The following is a 17,528-nucleotide window of genomic DNA, read 5'->3' as shown; positions in this document are numbered from 1 at the left end:
ATTTCTAACGGTCATTGTGCCGTTCATATGGTCAAATTTGTCAAAAAACGGGCTTCTCTTTCGTTTGAGGTTCGGTAAAGTGCCTGCCGTGCGAACAAATTCGGCAGGCTCAAATGCCATGCAGGCGCGGGCGGGGCGGCACCGGGATGGAGCGGCCGCGCGCGGCGGGCGGCAGGCTGCAGGACAGGGAGCAAGGGCTTGAACGTGGATGAAACGGCGGAACCCGGACGATCCGGCGCCTGGAGCTGGATTGCCTGCTATGTGCGCATCATCGACCGGATATCGGACTATGTCGGTTACCTCGCCGCCTCGCTCATCTTCATGATGGGCGGCGTGCTGATGTTCGATGCGGTCACCCGCAACCTGCTCAAGATGCCGGTGCACTGGGCGGTGGAGCTGACCCAGTTCACCCTCGCCGCCTATTATTTCATGGGCGGGCCGTTCACCCTGCGCAACAACGAGCATGTGCGCATGGACCTCTGGTACTCGACGCTGTCGGTTCGGGGGAAGGCGAAGGTCGACCTCGCGACGGTCTGGTGCCTGATCTTCTATCTCGGGGTCATGCTTGCCGGGTCGATCTCCAGCCTGCAATACGCCATCGCCACCAATGAGAAGCGCTTCTCGATCTGGAACCCCTCGGTGATCCCGATCAAGGCGTTGCTGATGGTCTGCCTCGTACTGATGCTGCTTCAGGCCTTCTCGCTCGTGTTCAAGCACATCGCCACGCTGCGCGGGGAGACGCTGGCATGAGCTATGAAATGATCGCGCTGCTGATGTTCGCCTCCATGGTGGTGGCGCTCATCAGCGGGCAGCTCGTCTTCGCCGCCATCGGCTTTGTCGCCTCGGCCGCCGCGCTGCTGCTCTATGGCCCCGGCGCCATGGACCTGCCGTTCAACCAGGTGTTCAAGCTCTTCAACTGGTACGCCATGCTGACCCTGCCCATGTTCATCTACATGGGCTACATCCTGGCGGAATCCGGGATCGCGGAGGATTTGTACCGCGCGCTGCATGTCTGGTTCGGGCGCTTCACCGGCGGCCTCGCCATCGGCACCATCTTCCTGATGGTCATCATCTCGGCGATGAACGGCCTTTCGGTCGCCGGCATGGCAATCGGCGCTACCATCGCCCTGCCGGAGATGATCCGCCGCGGCTACGACAAGGTGCTGATCTCCGGCGTGGTGCAGGGCGGCTCCTCGCTCGGTATCCTCATTCCGCCGTCGGTCGTGCTGGTGCTCTACGGCATGATCGCGCGCCAGCCGGTCTCCAAGCTGTGGTTCGCCGGCGTGTTTCCCGGCCTGCTCATGGCCGCGCTGTTCATTCTCTACATCTACATCCGGGTGAAGCTGAATCCGAAGCTCGCGCCCGCGCTGACGGACGAAGAGCTGAACATGCCGCTGCGCGAGAAGCTGGCGCTGGCGCGGGCGGGCATCATTCCCTTCGCCATCTTCTTCTTCATGACCGGCCTGTTCGTGTTCGGCGTCACCAGCCTCGTCGAAAGCTCGGCGGTCGGCGCCACCACGGCCACGCTGGCGGCCATCGCCAAGGGGCGGTTCAGCTGGGCGGTGGTGCGCGATTCCTCGATGAAGACGCTGAACGTGTCCTGCATGTTCATGTGGCTGATCCTCGCGGCGCTGGCCTTCGGCACCGTGTTCGACGGGCTGGGCGCGGTGAAGGCGATCGAGTTCCTGTTCGTGAAACAGTGGGACCTCAATCCCTGGACCATCATCATCATGATGCAGCTCAGCTTCCTGGTGATGGGGATGTTCCTCGACGACACCGCGATGCTGGTCATCGTCGCGCCGCTCTACATCCCGCTGGTGAAGGCGCTCGATCTGGGCTTCGACCACCAGCTCATCTGGTACGGCATCCTGTACACGATTACCTGCCAGATCGCCTATATAACCCCACCCTTCGGCTACAACCTGTTCCTGATGCGCTCGCTGGCGCCGAAGGAAATCACGCTGATCGACATCTACAAGTCGATCTGGCCCTTCGCCGCGATCATGTTTTTCACCATCATCATACTGATGGTCTTCCCGCAGATCGCGCTCTGGCTGCCGGCCCACATGAACGTCAAGGGCTGACGTGCATCCGCTTTCCCGACCTTTCCATAAAAACCAGAGGAGAGACCAATGACCGATACCAAGAAGCCGGTTCCGAAAAAGCTGGATCCCGCCGCGGACAAGATCCTCGCCACCCGCCGCAACTTCCTCAGCAAGGCGGGTCTGGGCGCGGGCGCGGCGCTGGCGAGCACCACGCTGGCCGCCCCGGCGGTCCTCGCGCAGACCGGCCCGATCAAGTGGCGCCTGCAGACCTATTCCGGCGCCCCGCTCGGCGCCCATGTCATCAAGCCGCAGATCGACGCCTTCAACGCCGCCGCCAATGGCGAGATGGTGATCGAACTCTACTACGCCGACCAGCTCGTCCCGACCTCGGACCTGTTCCGCGCCCTCCAGTCCGGCACGCTCGACGCGGTGCAGTCGGACGAGGCCACCATGGCCTCCCCGGTCGATATCGCGGTGTTTGGCGGCTACTTCCCCTTCGCCACCCGCTACAGCCTCGATGTGCCCGCGCTGTTCCGCTATTACGGCCTCAAGGAAATCTGGGAAGAGGCCTATGCCGACGTGCCGAACGTCACCTGGCTCTCCACCGGCGCCTGGGACCCGCTGCACATCTTCACCGTCAACAAGCCGATCAAGAGCCTCGCCGACATGAGCGGCCTGCGCGTGTTCGGGGTGCCGACCGCCGGCAAGTTCCTCTCCAAGTACGGCCTCGTGCCGGTGACGATCCCGTGGGACAACGTCGAAGTCGCGCTGCAGACCGGCGAGCTCGACGGCGTCGCCTGGTGCGGCTTCACCGAGGCCTATGAGGTGGGCTGGGCGGATGTGTGCAACTACGCGCTCTCCAACTCGGTCACCGGCGCGTGGTTCGGCAGCTACTTCGCCAATTCGCCGAGCTGGGCCAAGGTGCCGCCGCACCTCAAGGAACTGTTCCTGATGAGCATCGACCAGTCGCATTATTACCGCGACGTCTGGTACTGGGGCGGCGAGGCCAAGCTGCGCGTCGAGGGCCAGAAGATGGAATTGACCCAGCTTCCGCCCGAGGAATGGGCGAAGGTGGTCGCCGATTCCAAGGGCTTCTGGGACGAGACCGCCGCCGCCAGCCCGCGTGCCGCCCGCGTGGTCGAAGCCTTCAAGAAGTACGACGAGACCATGCAGAAGGCCGGCTACCCCTATCGCTGAGCCGCGCATCGACGTCGGCCTCCCCGCCGCGCGGCGGCGGGGCCCCTCCTGAGGGTCCGGCCGCGCGCCGGGCCGGACCATGGTGCCGCGGCCGGTGCGCCGGCCGCGTGAGACGATTTATTGGAAAGGAGCGGTGATGCTCCACGACCCTGCCCCCGACATTCGCGAAACTTTCGACGTCGCCGTGATCGGCGCCGGCGTCGTCGGCTGCGCCGTTGCCCGCCGCTTCGCGCTGGCCGGGGCGCGGGTCGCCGTGATCGAGAAGGGCAGCGACCTCCTCTCCGGCGCCTCCAAGGCCAACAGCGCCATCCTCCACACCGGCTTCGACGCGCCGCCCGGCAGCCTGGAACTTGAGCTCATCAAGGCCGGCCGGTCCGAATATCTCGACATCCATGCCGGCCTCGGCCTGTCGCTGGTGGAAACCGGCGCGCTGGTCTGCGCGTGGAGCGCGCTGGAAGCGGGCAAGCTTGAGGACATCGCCGCGCAGGGCCGCGCGAACGGCATCGCCGAACTGCGCCTTGTCTCGGGCGAAGAGGCGCGCCGCTCCATGCCCGGCCTGTCCGGTCACCTTGTCGCCGCCATCGAGGTGATGGGCGAGCACATCATCGATCCGTGGTCGGCCCCGCTGGCCTATCTCACTCAGGCGGTCGCGCTCGGGGCGTCGTTTTTCCGCGAGGCCGAAATGCTGGCCGGCCGCTTCGACGGCGACTGGACGCTCTCCACCCGCAGGGGCGACCTGCGCGCCCGCGCCGTGGTCAACGCCGCCGGCCTTTACGGCGACATCGTCGACCAGCGGCTCGGCTTCGCACCGGAATTCTCCATCCGCCCCCGCAAGGGCCAGTTCGTGGTGCTCGACAAGGCGGCCTGTCCCCATGTGCCGCGCATCGTGCTGCCGGTGCCCACCGAGATCACCAAGGGCGTCGTGGTCTGCCCCACCGCCTTCGGCAATGTGCTGATCGGCCCCACGGCCGAGGAGCAGGACGACCGGGTGCGGGCGACGGTGGAGACCGACACGCTGAAGGCGCTGCTCGCGCGCGGCGCCGAAATCGTGCCGGCGCTGGCAGGCATTCCGGTCACCGCGGTCTATGCCGGGCTGCGGCCGGCGAGCGACAGCAAGGCCTACCGCATCTTTGCGCGGCCCGAGATGCGCGCCATCACGCTCGGCGGCATCCGCTCCACCGGCCTGTCGGCCGCGCTCGGCCTCGCCCAGCACGCGCTCAGCCTCCATGCCGGCTTCGGCCTGCCCGCCACCCCGGCACCCACGGCTCCGGGCCTCTCCATGCCGAACCTCACCGAAACCCGCGAGCGAGACTGGCAGCGCCCGGACCATGGCGAGATCGTCTGCCATTGCGAACTGGTGACGCGCCGCGAGATCGAGGCCGCGTTTGAGAGCCCCATTCCGCCCGGCGATTTCGGCGGGTTGAAGCGCCGCACCCGCGCCGGCATGGGCCGCTGCCAGGGCTTCTACTGCAACGCACGCCTCGCCGAAATGACGCGCGGTCGGCTCAGCGAGCCGCTCGCCGTCGACGGGATCGAGGAGCCCGAGGACGCATGAGCACGCGCGCGGACGTGATCATCATCGGCGGCGGGCCGTCCGGGGTCGCGGCGGCGGTCGAACTGCGCCGGCAGGGCGTCGCCCGCGTCGTGCTGCTGGAGCGCGAGCCGCATCTGGGCGGGGCGACCCGCCATTGCAGCCACTCGCCCTTCGGCATACGCGAATTCGGCCGGGTCTATCTCGGCGCCGCCTATGGAAAGCGGCTCGAACGCGAGGCCGGCCATGCCGGCGTCGACGTGCGGCTGGGCCATTCGGTCACGCAGATCGGGGCCGATGGCGAGATTGCCGTCTCCAGCGCACGCGGGGTGGAAACGCTGACCGCCCGCCGCGTCCTGCTCGCCACCGGCGCCCGCGAGATGCCGCGCTCGGCCCGGTTGATTTCCGGCGACCGCCCGCTCGGCGTGGTCACCACCGGCACGCTGCAGACCTATGTCGCCTTTCACGGGCTGATGCCGTTCCGCCGCCCGCTCATCGTCGGCTCGGAGCTGGTGAGCCTGTCCGCCGCCTTCACCTGCCTGACCCATGGCGCCCGCCCGGTCGCGATGATCGAGAGCGCCCCGGAGCCGCTCGCCCGCGCCCCGTTCCGCTGGTTCCCGGCGCTGGTCGGCGTGCCGTTCCATCGCGGCGCGGACATCGTCGATATTCGCGGCGTCCAGCGCGTCGAGGAGGTCAGCTTCCGCCGCGCCGATAGCGGGGTGGAAACCGTCGCCTGCGACGGGGTGCTGCTCACCGGGCGCTTCGTGCCGGAATCCGCGCTGTGCCGGCAATCCGCGCTTGGCGTCGACGCCGGCAGCGGCGGCCCGGCCATCGATCAGGATGGGCGCTGCGCCAACCCGATCTTCTTCGCCGGCGGCAATGTGCTGCGCGCGGTGGAAACCGGCGGCTGGGCGTTTCGCGAGGGCCGCGCGGTCGGCCGCGCTATCGCGCGGGACCTGGCGCATGACGAGGGGGCGAGCGAGGCGGTGCCGGTCACCTTCGATGCGCCGCTCAAGCTCGCCGTGCCGAGCCTGCTGCGCCGATCGGCCCATGCGCCGGCCTTTCCCGACTTCCAGCTCCGCTTCACGCGGCTCGCACAGGGCCGGCTCTCACTGGAACTCGACGGCCGCGAGGTCTGGCACAAGCGCGGCGACTGGCGGCCGGAACGGCGTATCCTCGTGCCGATTCCGCCCGCGGCCTTCCACGCGGAACACGTCCATTTCCGCTTCCGCGAGGGTGAATGATGCGCGTCGCCGCCATCGATCAGGGCACGACCTCGACCCGCTGCCTCGTCGTCGAAAGCGGCGCCGGGGCGCGTGTTGTCGCCAGCCGCCGCCACGCGCAGTTTCACCCCGCTCCGGGCCGGGTCGAACATGACCCCGAGGAACTTCTCGCCAATATCCGCGACGTGCTGGCGGCGGCCGGCCCGGTCGATGCCATCGCGATCGCCAATCAGGGCGAAAGCTGCCTCGCCTGGGATGCGGAAACCGGCGAGGCTCTCTCCGCCGTCATCGTCTGGCAGGATGCCCGCACCGCCGGCACGCTGGCCGCGCTGGGACCGGCGGCGGAGGCGCGCTCGAAGGCGATCTGCGGCCTGCCGCTCGATCCCTATTTCTCCGCCAGCAAGCTCGCCTGGACGCTGCGCAACCTTCCGGTCGTGGCGCAGGCGCTGAAAGCCGGACGGCTTCGGCTCGGCACCACCGACGCCTTCTTCCTCGACCGGCTCACCGGCGAATTCCGCACCGACCTCGCCACCGCCTCGCGCACCGGGCTCATCGATCTCGCAACAGGCACATGGAGCGCGGAGCTGTGCGCGCTGCACGGCGTGCCGCTGGAGTGCCTGCCGCAGATCGTGGCGGTGGATGCCGGCTTCGGCTGCATCGACGGCATCCCGGTCAAGGCCTCGATCGTCGACCAGCAGGCCGCGCTCTACGGCCATGGCTGCCGCGCTCCGGGCGACGCCAAGATCACCTTCGGCACCGGCGCCTTCCTGCTGGCCGTGGCGAAGGATGTGGCGCGCGGTGGCTCCGGCCTGTTGCCGACCATTGGCTGGCAGCGGCAGGGCGAGCCCCCGGCCTTCGCGATCGAGGGCGGGGTCTATGATGCCGGCGCGGCGCTGGAGTGGCTGCGCCGGCTCGGCCTGTTCGGCACCGATGACGAACTGGACGGCTTCGAAGGCCCTTCGGCGCTGCGGCGCGGGCTGGTGTTCGTGCCGGCGCTGTCCGGCCTTGCCGCGCCCTATTGGGACCGGCAGGCGGCCCCGCTGTTCATCGGCATGGACGCCGCGACCGGGCGCGCCGACATGGTGCGCGCCGCGCTGGAAGGCATCGCCCTGCTCACGGTCCGGCTGATCCAGGAGGCCGCCGCGATCGTCGGGCCGATCGAGACGATCGCCATCGATGGCGGGCTGTCGCAGAGCCGCTATTTCGCGCAGTTCCTCGCCAATGCCAGCGGGTGCACGGTGAAGGTGCCGGCGCTGCACGAGATGACCGCGCTCGGCCTCGCCGAGTTCTGCGGCGCCGAGGTCGGCGCCATCCGCGCCGACGCCGCCCTGTTCACGCCCGACGGCTCGGTGACCGCGACCGATCACGCGCGCTTCGCCTCCGCTATCGAGAAAAGCCGGAGCTGGCGCGCTTAGGGGCGCGGCTCGAAGATCGACTTGGCGATCCTGGCATGGACGCCCCAATTGCCGTCCGCCACCTGCGTCACGCCGAAATCCACCGCCACCGAGGTGAGCGAGATCGCCTCGTCCTCGTCCAGCTCGTAGCGCTCCATCAGGAACTTGCGCGCGGCACGGAAGGCGCTGCGCAGCGCGCGGCTGAGCGAGGAGCGCTTGAACACTTCCGACTGCGCATTGCGGCCCAGCTCGCGCAGATAGTTGGTGTAGCTGAAGCCGTGCAGCAGCCAAGCATCCGGCGTCTCGATCAGCGGCGCGCCGAGGCCGTTGAGGTAGGTCTTCTGCGTCTCGCCGCGCTTGTGCAGCACGAGGCGCACCTCGCCGGTGAGCGAGCATTCCAGCGCCGTGCCGCTGATTTCGCCGTCGCCCTGCGCCAGATGCGGATCGCCGACCGAGAGCAGCGCCCCCGGCACCGCGACCGGCAGATAGACCGAGGCGCCGCGCCCGGCGCGCCAATTGTCGATATTGCCGCCGAAATAGCCCGGCGGCACCGAATCCACGATGTCGGTCTCGCGCGGCGCCACCGCGATGAAGCCGAAATGCGGGCGTACCGGAATGCGCGCGCCCTTCAATATGCCCTCGCGCTTTTCGAGGCGGGAATGATCGACCGGCACGCCGGGATAATCGATGGTCTCGTGCACCACGCCGAACGGGTCGGTCTGCGGCACCCAGCGATAGGAATAGACCGCCTCCGCCACGCCGCTCTCGCCCGCCGCATCGGTGCGGTAGATGGTGATGACCTCGCGCTTGCGCGGCTCGTCGAGAATGTCGTCATGGTGGAAGCCCCAGGCCGCCGCCGCGTTGGATCCGAAGGCCGAGCCGGCATGGGCCGGATTGGCGCAGGGGCGCGGCTTCAGGTCGAGGATTTCGACCTCCAGCACGTCGCCGGGCTCCGCGCCATGGACGAAGATCGGCCCGGTGCAGATATGCACGCCGAAGCCCTCGCCCGCCCCGCGCCCGAAGATGGTGGCGTTCACCGGCCCGGCGCCGCGCCGGTCGACCGCCTTGTAGTCGCGCGTCCAGTGGAACACGCTCTCGGCGCCGGCATCGCCCGCGATCATGCGCTCATGGTCGTCATAGGCGTGCTGGGTCAGCGTCTCGATGGTGACGCGCGCCCCGGAGCGCACGCGCAACGCCGGCGCGATGGTGCGCGAGAGATAGCCCCAGTGCACCGTGTCGCGCGACACCGGCAAATGGTGGTGGCCGGGCTCCAGCAGCGCCCCCTCCCCCGCCTCCGCCGCTCTCGCCTCCGGCGCGACGACCTCCCGCTTGTCGGGCAGCGAGACCGCCGGGGCCGGGGCCGGCCGCGCCGGGCGCGAGCCCGAATGCATGGGCCGCCCGCGGGTCCAGCGCGTCTCGACCGTCGGGCCGGAGGATTTGCGGTAGTCGCGCGGAGAAATGGCATAGGCGGCGCTGAACACCCGGCTGAAATGCGCCTGGTCGGCGAAGCCCCAGCGAAAGCCGATCTCGGCGATGGAGCGGTCGGCATGCTGCGGGTTCACCAGATCCAGCCGGCACTGCTCCAGCCGCCGGTGGCGCACATAGTCCGAGAACGAGCGGTCCTGTCCCTCGAACAGGCGCTGTATGTAGCGCGCCGACAGCCCTTCGGCCTTGGCGATGTCGGCGACGGACAGTTCGGGCTCGCGCAGCCGCGCCTCGATCTGCGCGCAGACGCGGGCGAAATGCGCGGCCTGCACCTGCGTGGCGTTGTCTTCCTCAGGCCGCGCCTCGGCCAGCAGCGCGGAGAGCACCAGCTCGGTGATCGCCGGCTCGGCGGCCATGACGTCGCCATCCTCCATCGCCGCGAAATTCGCCGCCAAAGCCCGCATCATCGGCCGCGCGGCGGAGGCGGAGACCGATTCGCCCAGCACCAGCGTCGGCACGCAGGAGGCCCGGCCCAGCCGCCCCACCAGCCGCTCGCGGGGCAGGCGCAGCAGCAGCAGCTCGAAATCGTTGCGGAACTGCACCGAGAACGGCGCGGCCGGGTCGCACACCCAAAGGTCGCCATCGGCGAACTCCGCGGCGCGCCGGCCGGAATCGGTGAGATGGCCGCGCCCGTAATTCACGAAGCCGATCAGTATGTGCGGCTCCGTGCCCGCCAGCGCCGAGAGATCCTGTGCGCTGGAGCGCAGCAGCGCGAAGGTCGCCAGCGTCGGCGAGCGCTTGATCGACACCTCGCCGAAATGGAAATCGACCGCTTTCGGCAGCCGCGCGGACAGCGCGAGCGAGGCCAGAGTCTCGCGCCAGGCCGCTTCCTGCTTGCTCGCGGGAAAGGCGTTGATCGAGATGGGAACGGTTCGGTTCATCATGACGCTGCTCTAGGCCCCGACGGCCGGTCCGCGCCAGTGAAGCACTTTGACGAACGGCGCACAAAAACTTGTCGCGACCTTTGCCGCAAGAGGCGCACAAATTCGCGTCAATCATATATAATAACTTGATTTGTAACAATTTTTATCGATGAACGCCCCTCAACGACACCGCCGGTTTCCGGTCCATTGCCCCATAGAAGGCATTGCCCCCGCCGCGCGGCGGCGGAATATCTAGCCCCAACAGGGCGCGCCGCAGGCCAGCGGCCACCCGTCCGAACAAAGGGGAACATCATGGATCGTCGTGGATTTCTGGGGGCCGGCCTCGCCGGCACGGCCGCCGTCGCCACTCTCGCCGCGCCGCATGTCGCCCGCGCCCAGCAGACCTTCAACTGGAAGATGACCAACGCCTATGGCCCCGGCGCGCCGTTCTACGTCGCGGGTCCCGGCAGCCCGACCTATTTCTGCGAGCTGGTCGGCAAGATGTCCGGCGGGCGGCTGAACATCCAGCATTTCGCCGCCGGCGAGCTGATCCCGGCGCTGGAAGGCTTCGACGCGGTGTCCGCCGGCACGGTCGAGATGAACGCGGCCAATTCCTATTTCTGGGCCGGCAAGGTGCCGGCCGCGCAGTTCTTCACCTGCGTGCCGTTCGGCCTGAATTTCCAGGGCCAGAACGCGTGGATCTACCATGGCGGCGGCCTCCAGCTCTGGGAGGAGCTCTACGCCCCGTTCAATCTCGTGCCGATGCCGCTCGGCAATACCGGCGTGCAGATGTCGGGCTGGTTCCGCAAGCCGATCGAGAAGGTCGAGGACTTCAAGGGCCTGAAGATGCGCATTCCCGGCCTCGCCGGAAAGGTCTATGCGCAGCTCGGCGTCGATGTGAAGCTGCTGCCCGGCGGCGAAATCTTCCCGGCGCTGGAGCGCGGCGTGATCGATGCCGCCGAGTTCGTCGGCCCCTATCAGGACCGCCGTCTCGGCCTGCAGAAGGCCGCCAAGTACTATTACACCACCGGCTGGCACGAGCCGAACAATGTCACCGAGCTGATCGTCAACAAGGGCGCCTGGGATTCGCTGCCGGCCGACCTTCAGGAAATCGTCCGCGCCGCCGCGGCCGCCTGCAACGTCATCAGCCACACCTGGTGCGAGGCGACCAATGGCGAGGCGATGACCGACCTCGTGAAGAACCAGGGCGTCATCGCCGGCCCCTACCCGGTCCCGGTCGTCGACAAGCTGCGCGAGGTCACCACGACCACCCTCCAGCAGCTCGCCGACAGCGACCCGAAGATCAAGAAGGTCTACGAGTCCTTCACCAAGTTCGCGGCCGAGCACAGCCAGTGGGCCGGCCTGTCGGAAGCGGTCTACCAGACCCAGATCCGCAGGGGCGCATGACCTCCGCGCTGGAAAAAGTCGCCCGGGGCCTCGACGCGATTGTCGAGGCCTGCGGCTGGGTCGCGGCGTGGACGGGCTTCGCGCTCGTCCTCGTCATGGCCGGCAACGTGCTCATGCGCTACGTGTTCAACACCGGCTCGGTGGCGATGCAGGAGCTGGAATGGCACCTGATGAGCCCGCTCACGCTGCTCTGCATCGCCTACACGATCAAGCATGAGGGCCATGTGCGGGTGGACATCCTCTATGCCCGTTTCCCCGCCGGCGCGCGCCGTGTCATCGACCTGTTCTCCGCCGCTGCCGTGGTCGCGCTGTCGATCCTCATCATCCTGCTGTCCTGGAATTACGTGATGCAGTCCTACCGCATCGGCGAGGGCTCGCCCGATCCCGGCGGCCTGCCCTACCGTTTCATCCTCAAGGCGATGATCCCGGCCGGCTTCATCCTGCTTCTGCTCCAGAGCCTCGCCGCGACGCTGCGCGCGCTGGAGGCCTTTCTGGGTGGCGCGAACACACCCGCCGCGCGAGTGACTGCCGATGCCCCTTAATGAAATCCTGGCGATCGCCTGCATCGCCTCGTTCTTCGTCATGCTGCTCATCGGCGTGCCGGTGGCGCTCACCCTGGCGATCAGCGGCTTCTTCTTCGGCTGGCTCGGCTTTGGCACCTCGCTGTTCAGCCTGCTTCCGGCGCGCATCTACGGCGTCACCGCCAATTACACGCTGATCGCAATTCCGCTCTTCGTGTTCATGGGCGTGATGCTGGAGAAGTCCCGCCTCGCGGACGAGTTGATGGAGGTCATCGGCCATCTGTCCGGCGGGCTGCGCGGGGGCATGGGCCTCGGCATTGTCCTGGTCGGCATGCTGATGGGCGCCACCACCGGCATCGTCGGCGCCACCATCGTCACGCTCGGCCTGCTGACCCTGCCGACCCTGCTGCGGCGCGGCTATGACCGAAGCCTGTCCTGCGGCGCCATCTGCGCCTCGGGCACGCTCGGCCAGCTCATTCCGCCAAGCACGGTGTTGATCCTGCTCGCCGACATTCTCGGCGAATCCGTCGGCACGCTGTTCGCGGCCGCGCTGATGCCCGGCCTGCTGCTCACCGGGATTTTCTGCGTCTACATGATCGTGGTCGGCATCATCTGGCCGGAAAAGGTGCCCGCCATTCCGCTGGAAGAGCGGCAGGCCATGCCGCGCGGCGAGCTGTGGCTGAAGGCCCTCAAGGTCGGCCTGCCACCGATCGGGCTGGTGCTCGCCGTGCTCGGCTCGATCATCGCCGGCGTCGCCGCCCCGACCGAAGCCGCCAGCATGGGCGCGCTCGGCTCCATCCTCGTCGCCACCATTGCCGGCCGCTTCACCTTGAAGACGTTGGTCGACACGGTGCAATCCACCGCCCGCATCACGGCGATGATGTTCTTCGTGCTGATCTGTTCGCAGGTCTTCGCGCTCGCCTTCCGCGGCCTCGGCGGCGAACGGCTGGTGCACGACGCCTTCGCGCTGGTGCCCGGCGGCACCGACGGCATCCTGATCTTCATGCTGCTGATCATCTTCGTGCTCGGCTTCTTCATCGAGTGGATCGAGATCAGCTACATCGTGGTGCCGATGTTCCTGCCGCTGATGCAGAATGCCGGCGTCGATCTGGTGTGGGCGGCGGCCTTGATCGCCACCGTGCTGCAGACCTCGTTCCTGACACCGCCTTTCGGCTGGGCCCTGTTCTATCTGCGCGGCGTCGCGCCGCCGGAGGTGACGACGGCCGAGATCTATCGCGGCGTCGTCCCCTTCATCGCGCTGCAGATCGCGGCGGTGGCCCTGGTATTCGCGTTCCCCTCGGTGGCGACCTGGCTGCCCCGCGCGATCGGCTGGTAGACACGGGTCTTCATCATGCTGAACACGGTACGTGCCCTGCGGGGCATGGCGACTTCGCCGCATCATCTGGCTACCGAAGCCGGCCTTCGGGTGCTGCGCGAGGGCGGCAATGCGGTCGAGGCGACGGTGGCGATGGCCGCGGCCCTCGCCGTGGTCTATCCGCACATGACCGCCATCGGCGGCGACGGTTTCTGGCTCATCGGCCGGCCGGGCGAGGCGCCGGTCGGCGTCGAGGCCTGCGGCCGGGCGGCGGCGGCCGCGACGCCCGGGCTCTATGCCCGCGCGGGGCTCGACGCCATTCCCCAGCGCGGCCCGCTCGCGGCGAACACGGTGGCGGCCACCGTCGCCGGCTGGGGTGAGGCGCTGCGGCTCAGCGCCGAGCATGGCGGCACGCTCCCGCTCTCGCGCCTGATCGAGGATGCCGCCTGGCATGCCGAGAACGGCTTCCCGGTCACGGTCAGCCAGAACGAACTCACCGCCGAGAAGCGGCCCGAACTCGTCGACGCTCCGGGCTTCGCCGACAGCTTCCTCGTGCACGGCGCCGCGCCGGCCGTGGGCTCGGTCATGAAGCTGCCGGCGCTCGGGCGCACACTGCGCCGGCTCGGTGTCGCGGGCACCCGGGATTTCTATCGCGGCGCGCTGGCGCGGGAGATCGCCCACGACCTCGCGCTCGCCGGCTCGCCGGTGGCGCTCGCCGACCTCGAAGCCTGCGCCGCCCGCCGCGTGGCCCCGCTCTCCGTGGCGCTGCCGGGCGTGCGCCTGTTCAATTTCCCCCCGCCGACGCAGGGCCTCTCATCGCTGATGATCCTCGCCCTGTTCAGCCGGCTGGGCGTGAGCGAGGCGGAAGGCTTCGCCCATCTGCACGGGCTGATCGAGGCCACCAAGCAGGCCTTCCTGGTCCGCGACCGCATCGTCGGCGACCCCGACGCCATGAGCGAGAACCCGGCCGACTGGCTCACCGACGCGGCGCTGGACACGCTCGCCGCGCGCATCGACCGGCAGACCGCCCTGCCCTGGCCGGCGCCGCCCTCGGCCGGCGACACGGTGTGGCTCGGCGCCATCGACGGCAACGGCCTGGCGGCGAGCTTCATCCAGAGCATCTATTTCGAGTTCGGCTCGGGCGTGGTGCTGCCGCAGACCGGCATTGTCTGGCAGAATCGGGGCGCCAGCTTCCAGCTTCGCGGCAGCGGACCGCGTGTGTTGGCGCCCGGCCGCAAGCCGTTCCACACGCTCAATCCCGCCATGGCCTCGTTCGAGGACGGCCGCCATATGGTCTACGGCACCATGGGCGGCGAGGGCCAGCCGCAGACGCAGGCCGCGCTGTTCTCGCGCTACGCACTGTTCGGGCAGGAGCTTCAGGCCGCCATCACCGCGCCGCGCTGGCTGCTCGGGCGCACCTGGGGCGCGGAGACGGTGACGCTCAAGCTGGAGGACCGCTTCCCGCCCGCGCTGGTCGCCGCGCTGCGCGCCGCCGGCCACGACGTCGAGATGCTTCCGGCCTTCACCAGCACCATGGGCCACGCCGGCGCCATCGTGCGCCATGCCGACGGCCGGCTGGAAGGCGCGAACGATCCGCGCAGCGACGGCGCCGCGGCAGGCTTCTGAGCCCCGGCCGGCGCCCGATCGCGGCGCCGGCGCTCCGGCATCCGTCGCGCCCGAGGGCGCGCGGAACCATCGATAGAATGCGCTGTCAGAAACCGAAATCGCTGAGGCCGGGATGATCGTCCGGGCGCCGGCCGAGCGGCCAATGGAACCTGCGCTCGCTCTCGGTGATCGGATGCTCGTTGATCGAGGCAAGGCGCCAGCGCATCAGGCCGTCCTCGTCGAACTCCCAGTTCTCGTTGCCATAGGCCCGGAACCAGTTGCCGCTGTCATCATGGTACTCATAGGCGAAGCGCACCGCGATGCGGTTGCCGGTGAAGGCCCATAATTCCTTGATCAGCCGATAATCCAGCTCGCGCGACCATTTGCGGGTGAGGAAGGCGACGATCGCCTCGCGACCAGTGACGAATTCCGCGCGATTGCGCCACACGCTGTCGGGCGTGTAGGCCAGCGAGACCTTGCCGGGATCGCGGCTGTTCCAGCCGTCTTCGGCAAGACGGACCTTCTGCCGGGCGGTCTCTTCGGTGAAGGGCGGCAGCGGCGGGCGGGACGCGGCAGGCGCGGACATGAAATGTCTCCTCGACGGGCATCAGGATAAAGGGCACGCGTCGTCAGCGGTAGCACGGCGCGGCCCGCCCTTCTTCTCTTTCCGCACGCAGGCCGTCGATGGCCTGCCTCTTCGGATCCTTGATCGTCACCTCAGCGACGGCGCGAGGCGGCTTGCGGATCCGGGACAACGCCGCCCGCAGGATTTTAAACCGTTTTGGCGTGCCGGCAGTCTGAAGCACCGCTTACAACGGCATTCAGCGGGCAGAGGCTAATCGGAACGGTGACCTGTCTCTAGATGTGGCCTCTAACGCCCCTCAGGAGAAGTCGATATGTCCAATCCGAAACTGTTCTTCATCACCGGCGTCAGCACCGGCTTCGGCCGCGCCTTCGCGCAGGGCGCGCTGGACGCCGGCTATCGCGTGGTCGGCACGCTGCGCAAGCCGGCGGACGTCGCGCCGTTCGAGGCGCTCGCGCCCGGCCGCGCCACCGGCATCATCCTCGACGTCACCGACACGCCCGCCATCGCGCCGGCGGTCGCGCGCATCGAGGCCGAGATCGGGCCGATCGACGTGTTGGTCAACAATGCCGGCTATGGCCACGAGGGTGTGATCGAGGAAACCGGCATCGAGGAAGTGCGCCGGCAGTTCGAGGTGAATGTCTATGGCCCGGTGGCCCTGATTCAGGCGGTGCTGCCTTTCATGCGCGCCCGGCGCTCCGGTCACATCATCAACATCACGTCGATGGGCGGCCTCATGACCTTGCCGGGCCTCGGCATCTATCATGGCAGCAAGTTCGCCCTGGAAGGCATCTCCGAGTCGCTCGGCAAGGAGGTCAAGGATCTGGGCATCCATGTCACGGCAGTGGAGCCGGGGTCGTTCCGCACCGACTGGGCCGGCCGTTCCATGGTCCGCGTCGAGCGCGCGATCGCCGATTACGATTCGGTGTTCGAGCCGTGGCGCGAGCGCCGGCAGGGCTATAGCGGCAAGCAGCCGGGCAACCCGGCCAAGGCCGCGCAGGTGCTGCTCGAACTCGTGGCGGCCGAGAACCCGCCGGCCCATCTGCTGCTCGGCAGCGATGCGGTGAAGCTGGTCGGCGAGAAGCTCGCGGCGCTGGAGGCCGAGTTCGCGCAGTGGCGGGCTGTGTCGGTCTCGACCGACTTCGACCCGGCGGACAACGCCGCGGCCTGAGCCCCGACGCGCTAGCGGGTCACGCCGTCGACCCGTGTCGCGGGCACGGCCGGCCGGTGGGAACGCAGGAAGTCGATCAACGCCCGCAGCTTGAGCGGCACGCGGCGGCGGTCGGGATAATACAGGGTGAACCCGCTGAGCGGCGGGCTCCACTCCTCCAGCAGGCGCACCAGCCGTCCATCCTCGACGAAACGCTCGATGTAACCGCTGATCATGTAGGCGATGCCGATGCCGTCCAGAGCCGCCTGCGTCAGCGCCACCGTGTCATTGACGATCAGCCGGCCGCGCACCGCCAGCTCAAGGCTTTCATCGCCCCGCACGAAGGCCCAGCGCTCGACCTGCCCGGTCGTCAGGTGGCGGAAGCCAATGCAGGAGTGCCCGAGCAGGTCGCTCGGGTGCTGCGGCACGCCGTAGCGCGCGATGTAATCGGGCGCGGCAACCACATGGGCAGCGATGGGCGGGCCGATCTTGACCGCCACCATGTCCTTTTCCACCAGATCGCCGAAGCGGATGCCCGCGTCGAAGCCGGCGCCGACGATATCGACCAGCCGGTTGTCGATCGTGATCTCCAGATCAATGCCCGGATAGGCCTCGAGGAAATCGCGCAGCACGGGCTCCAGCGCGATCATGAAAGCGGCGCGCGGCACGTTCAGCCGCAGCAGCCCGGCGGGAGCGCTATCGGCCTCGCCGATCTCCTGCGCAGCGTCGAGCAGTTCGCGCAGCGAGGGCGCCACCCGGTCGAAATACAAAGTACCGACTTCGGTCAGGCTGACGCTGCGCGTGGTGCGGTTGAACAGCGCCACGCCGAGCCGCGCCTCAAGATTGCGGATCGACTGACTTACCGCCGATGGCGACACGCCGAGCCGTACCGCCGCCGAGGAAAAACTCTGGTGTTCTGCTACCGCGAGAAACGTCACCAGACCGTCTAGCGGATCGTGTGCCATCGGAAACCCTGGAGCCGCGAGTGGGCTGCTCATCATTAAAACAGGAAAGGCGATAATGCCCTTTTGATTTGCTGCGAAATCCGCAAAATCACCATCACATCGCCGCGAACACCCAGACCGGGCAATGTCGATTTTTGGTGCTAAGCTGCAATGCCTGTTGCACCTGCCGGCGATTCTCGCGGCCACCACAATGGGTTGGAAAAATTCCCATTTCCGGGCTCCCCTTCCGTCCGAGGCTCGGCGG

General features: G+C 68.1%; 14 protein-coding genes. 11 read left to right on the top strand and 3 right to left on the bottom strand.

The genetic code is table 11. The annotated features are described in order from the left end of the window. Positions 1–204 precede the first annotated feature (204 nt). The 6 genes from MKI84_RS04840 to MKI84_RS04815 all read left to right on the top strand — a co-directional run bounded on the left by MKI84_RS04840 (position 205) and on the right by MKI84_RS04815 (position 7,411). Complete coding sequence (locus MKI84_RS04840; protein ID WP_241617563.1) at positions 205–750, top strand: TRAP transporter small permease subunit; 546 nt, start codon at positions 205–207, stop codon at positions 748–750. Further along, a complete protein-coding gene (locus MKI84_RS04835) occupies positions 747–2,084 on the top strand; it encodes a TRAP transporter large permease (RefSeq protein WP_241616973.1) in 1,338 nt (445 codons plus the stop codon). Before MKI84_RS04840 ends, MKI84_RS04835 begins: the two co-directional genes overlap by 4 nt. A gap of 48 nt (positions 2,085–2,132) precedes the next feature. Then, positions 2,133–3,242: a type 2 periplasmic-binding domain-containing protein gene (locus tag MKI84_RS04830; protein ID WP_241616971.1), complete on the top strand. Its 1,110-nt coding sequence runs from the start codon at positions 2,133–2,135 to the stop codon at positions 3,240–3,242. 136 nt (positions 3,243–3,378) lie between these two features. Next, entirely contained in the window at positions 3,379–4,797 is a 1,419-nt protein-coding gene (locus tag MKI84_RS04825; protein WP_241616969.1) for an NAD(P)/FAD-dependent oxidoreductase, read from the top strand. After that, positions 4,794–6,017 carry an NAD(P)/FAD-dependent oxidoreductase gene (locus MKI84_RS04820; protein WP_241616967.1) on the top strand — a complete coding sequence of 408 codons (1,224 nt, stop codon included), beginning with the start codon at positions 4,794–4,796 and terminating at the stop codon, positions 6,015–6,017. Before MKI84_RS04825 ends, MKI84_RS04820 begins: the two co-directional genes overlap by 4 nt. Next, positions 6,017–7,411 carry an FGGY family carbohydrate kinase gene (locus MKI84_RS04815; protein WP_241617561.1) on the top strand — a complete coding sequence of 465 codons (1,395 nt, stop codon included), beginning with the start codon at positions 6,017–6,019 and terminating at the stop codon, positions 7,409–7,411. Before MKI84_RS04820 ends, MKI84_RS04815 begins: the two co-directional genes overlap by 1 nt. On the opposite strand, the gene MKI84_RS04810 is transcribed toward MKI84_RS04815, so the two are convergent. Next, positions 7,408–9,756 (bottom strand): acetamidase/formamidase family protein, encoded by a 2,349-nt coding sequence (locus MKI84_RS04810; protein WP_425353803.1) that lies wholly within the window; start codon positions 9,754–9,756, stop codon positions 7,408–7,410. The two genes, MKI84_RS04815 and MKI84_RS04810, sit on opposite strands and share 4 nt — an antisense overlap. Before the next feature lie 294 nt (positions 9,757–10,050). Between MKI84_RS04810 and MKI84_RS04805 the strand changes: the two genes are divergently transcribed. From MKI84_RS04805 to MKI84_RS04790, 4 genes are read left to right on the top strand one after another with little or no spacing between them, the layout of a single operon-like run. Then, on the top strand, positions 10,051–11,145 hold the full coding sequence (locus tag MKI84_RS04805; RefSeq protein ID WP_241616963.1) for a TRAP transporter substrate-binding protein: 1,095 nt from the start codon (positions 10,051–10,053) through the stop codon (positions 11,143–11,145). Beyond that, positions 11,142–11,687 (top strand): TRAP transporter small permease subunit, encoded by a 546-nt coding sequence (locus MKI84_RS04800; RefSeq protein ID WP_241616961.1) that lies wholly within the window; start codon positions 11,142–11,144, stop codon positions 11,685–11,687. Before MKI84_RS04805 ends, MKI84_RS04800 begins: the two co-directional genes overlap by 4 nt. Beyond that, positions 11,677–13,002: a TRAP transporter large permease gene (locus MKI84_RS04795; RefSeq protein WP_241616959.1), complete on the top strand. Its 1,326-nt coding sequence runs from the start codon at positions 11,677–11,679 to the stop codon at positions 13,000–13,002. Before MKI84_RS04800 ends, MKI84_RS04795 begins: the two co-directional genes overlap by 11 nt. Before the next feature lie 15 nt (positions 13,003–13,017). Beyond that, positions 13,018–14,607: a gamma-glutamyltransferase family protein gene (locus MKI84_RS04790; RefSeq protein ID WP_241616957.1), complete on the top strand. Its 1,590-nt coding sequence runs from the start codon at positions 13,018–13,020 to the stop codon at positions 14,605–14,607. A gap of 85 nt (positions 14,608–14,692) precedes the next feature. Here MKI84_RS04790 and MKI84_RS04785 read toward each other — a convergent pair whose 3' ends face one another. Further along, positions 14,693–15,172 (bottom strand): nuclear transport factor 2 family protein, encoded by a 480-nt coding sequence (locus MKI84_RS04785; RefSeq protein ID WP_241616955.1) that lies wholly within the window; start codon positions 15,170–15,172, stop codon positions 14,693–14,695. Positions 15,173–15,482: 310 nt separating this feature from the next. Between MKI84_RS04785 and MKI84_RS04780 the strand changes: the two genes are divergently transcribed. Then, positions 15,483–16,340 carry an oxidoreductase gene (locus MKI84_RS04780; protein ID WP_241616953.1) on the top strand — a complete coding sequence of 286 codons (858 nt, stop codon included), beginning with the start codon at positions 15,483–15,485 and terminating at the stop codon, positions 16,338–16,340. A gap of 11 nt (positions 16,341–16,351) precedes the next feature. Here MKI84_RS04780 and MKI84_RS04775 read toward each other — a convergent pair whose 3' ends face one another. Next, entirely contained in the window at positions 16,352–17,284 is a 933-nt protein-coding gene (locus MKI84_RS04775) for a LysR family transcriptional regulator (protein ID WP_241616952.1), read from the bottom strand. Between the last annotated feature and the right edge of the window lie 244 nt (positions 17,285–17,528).

The sequence above is a fragment of the Ancylobacter gelatini genome (genome assembly GCF_022601675.1).
Classification (GTDB): Bacteria; Pseudomonadota; Alphaproteobacteria; order Rhizobiales; family Xanthobacteraceae; genus Ancylobacter; species Ancylobacter gelatini.
The sequence above is the reverse complement of the archived record's forward strand: the minus strand, read 5'-3'. Positions and strand labels throughout refer to the sequence as shown.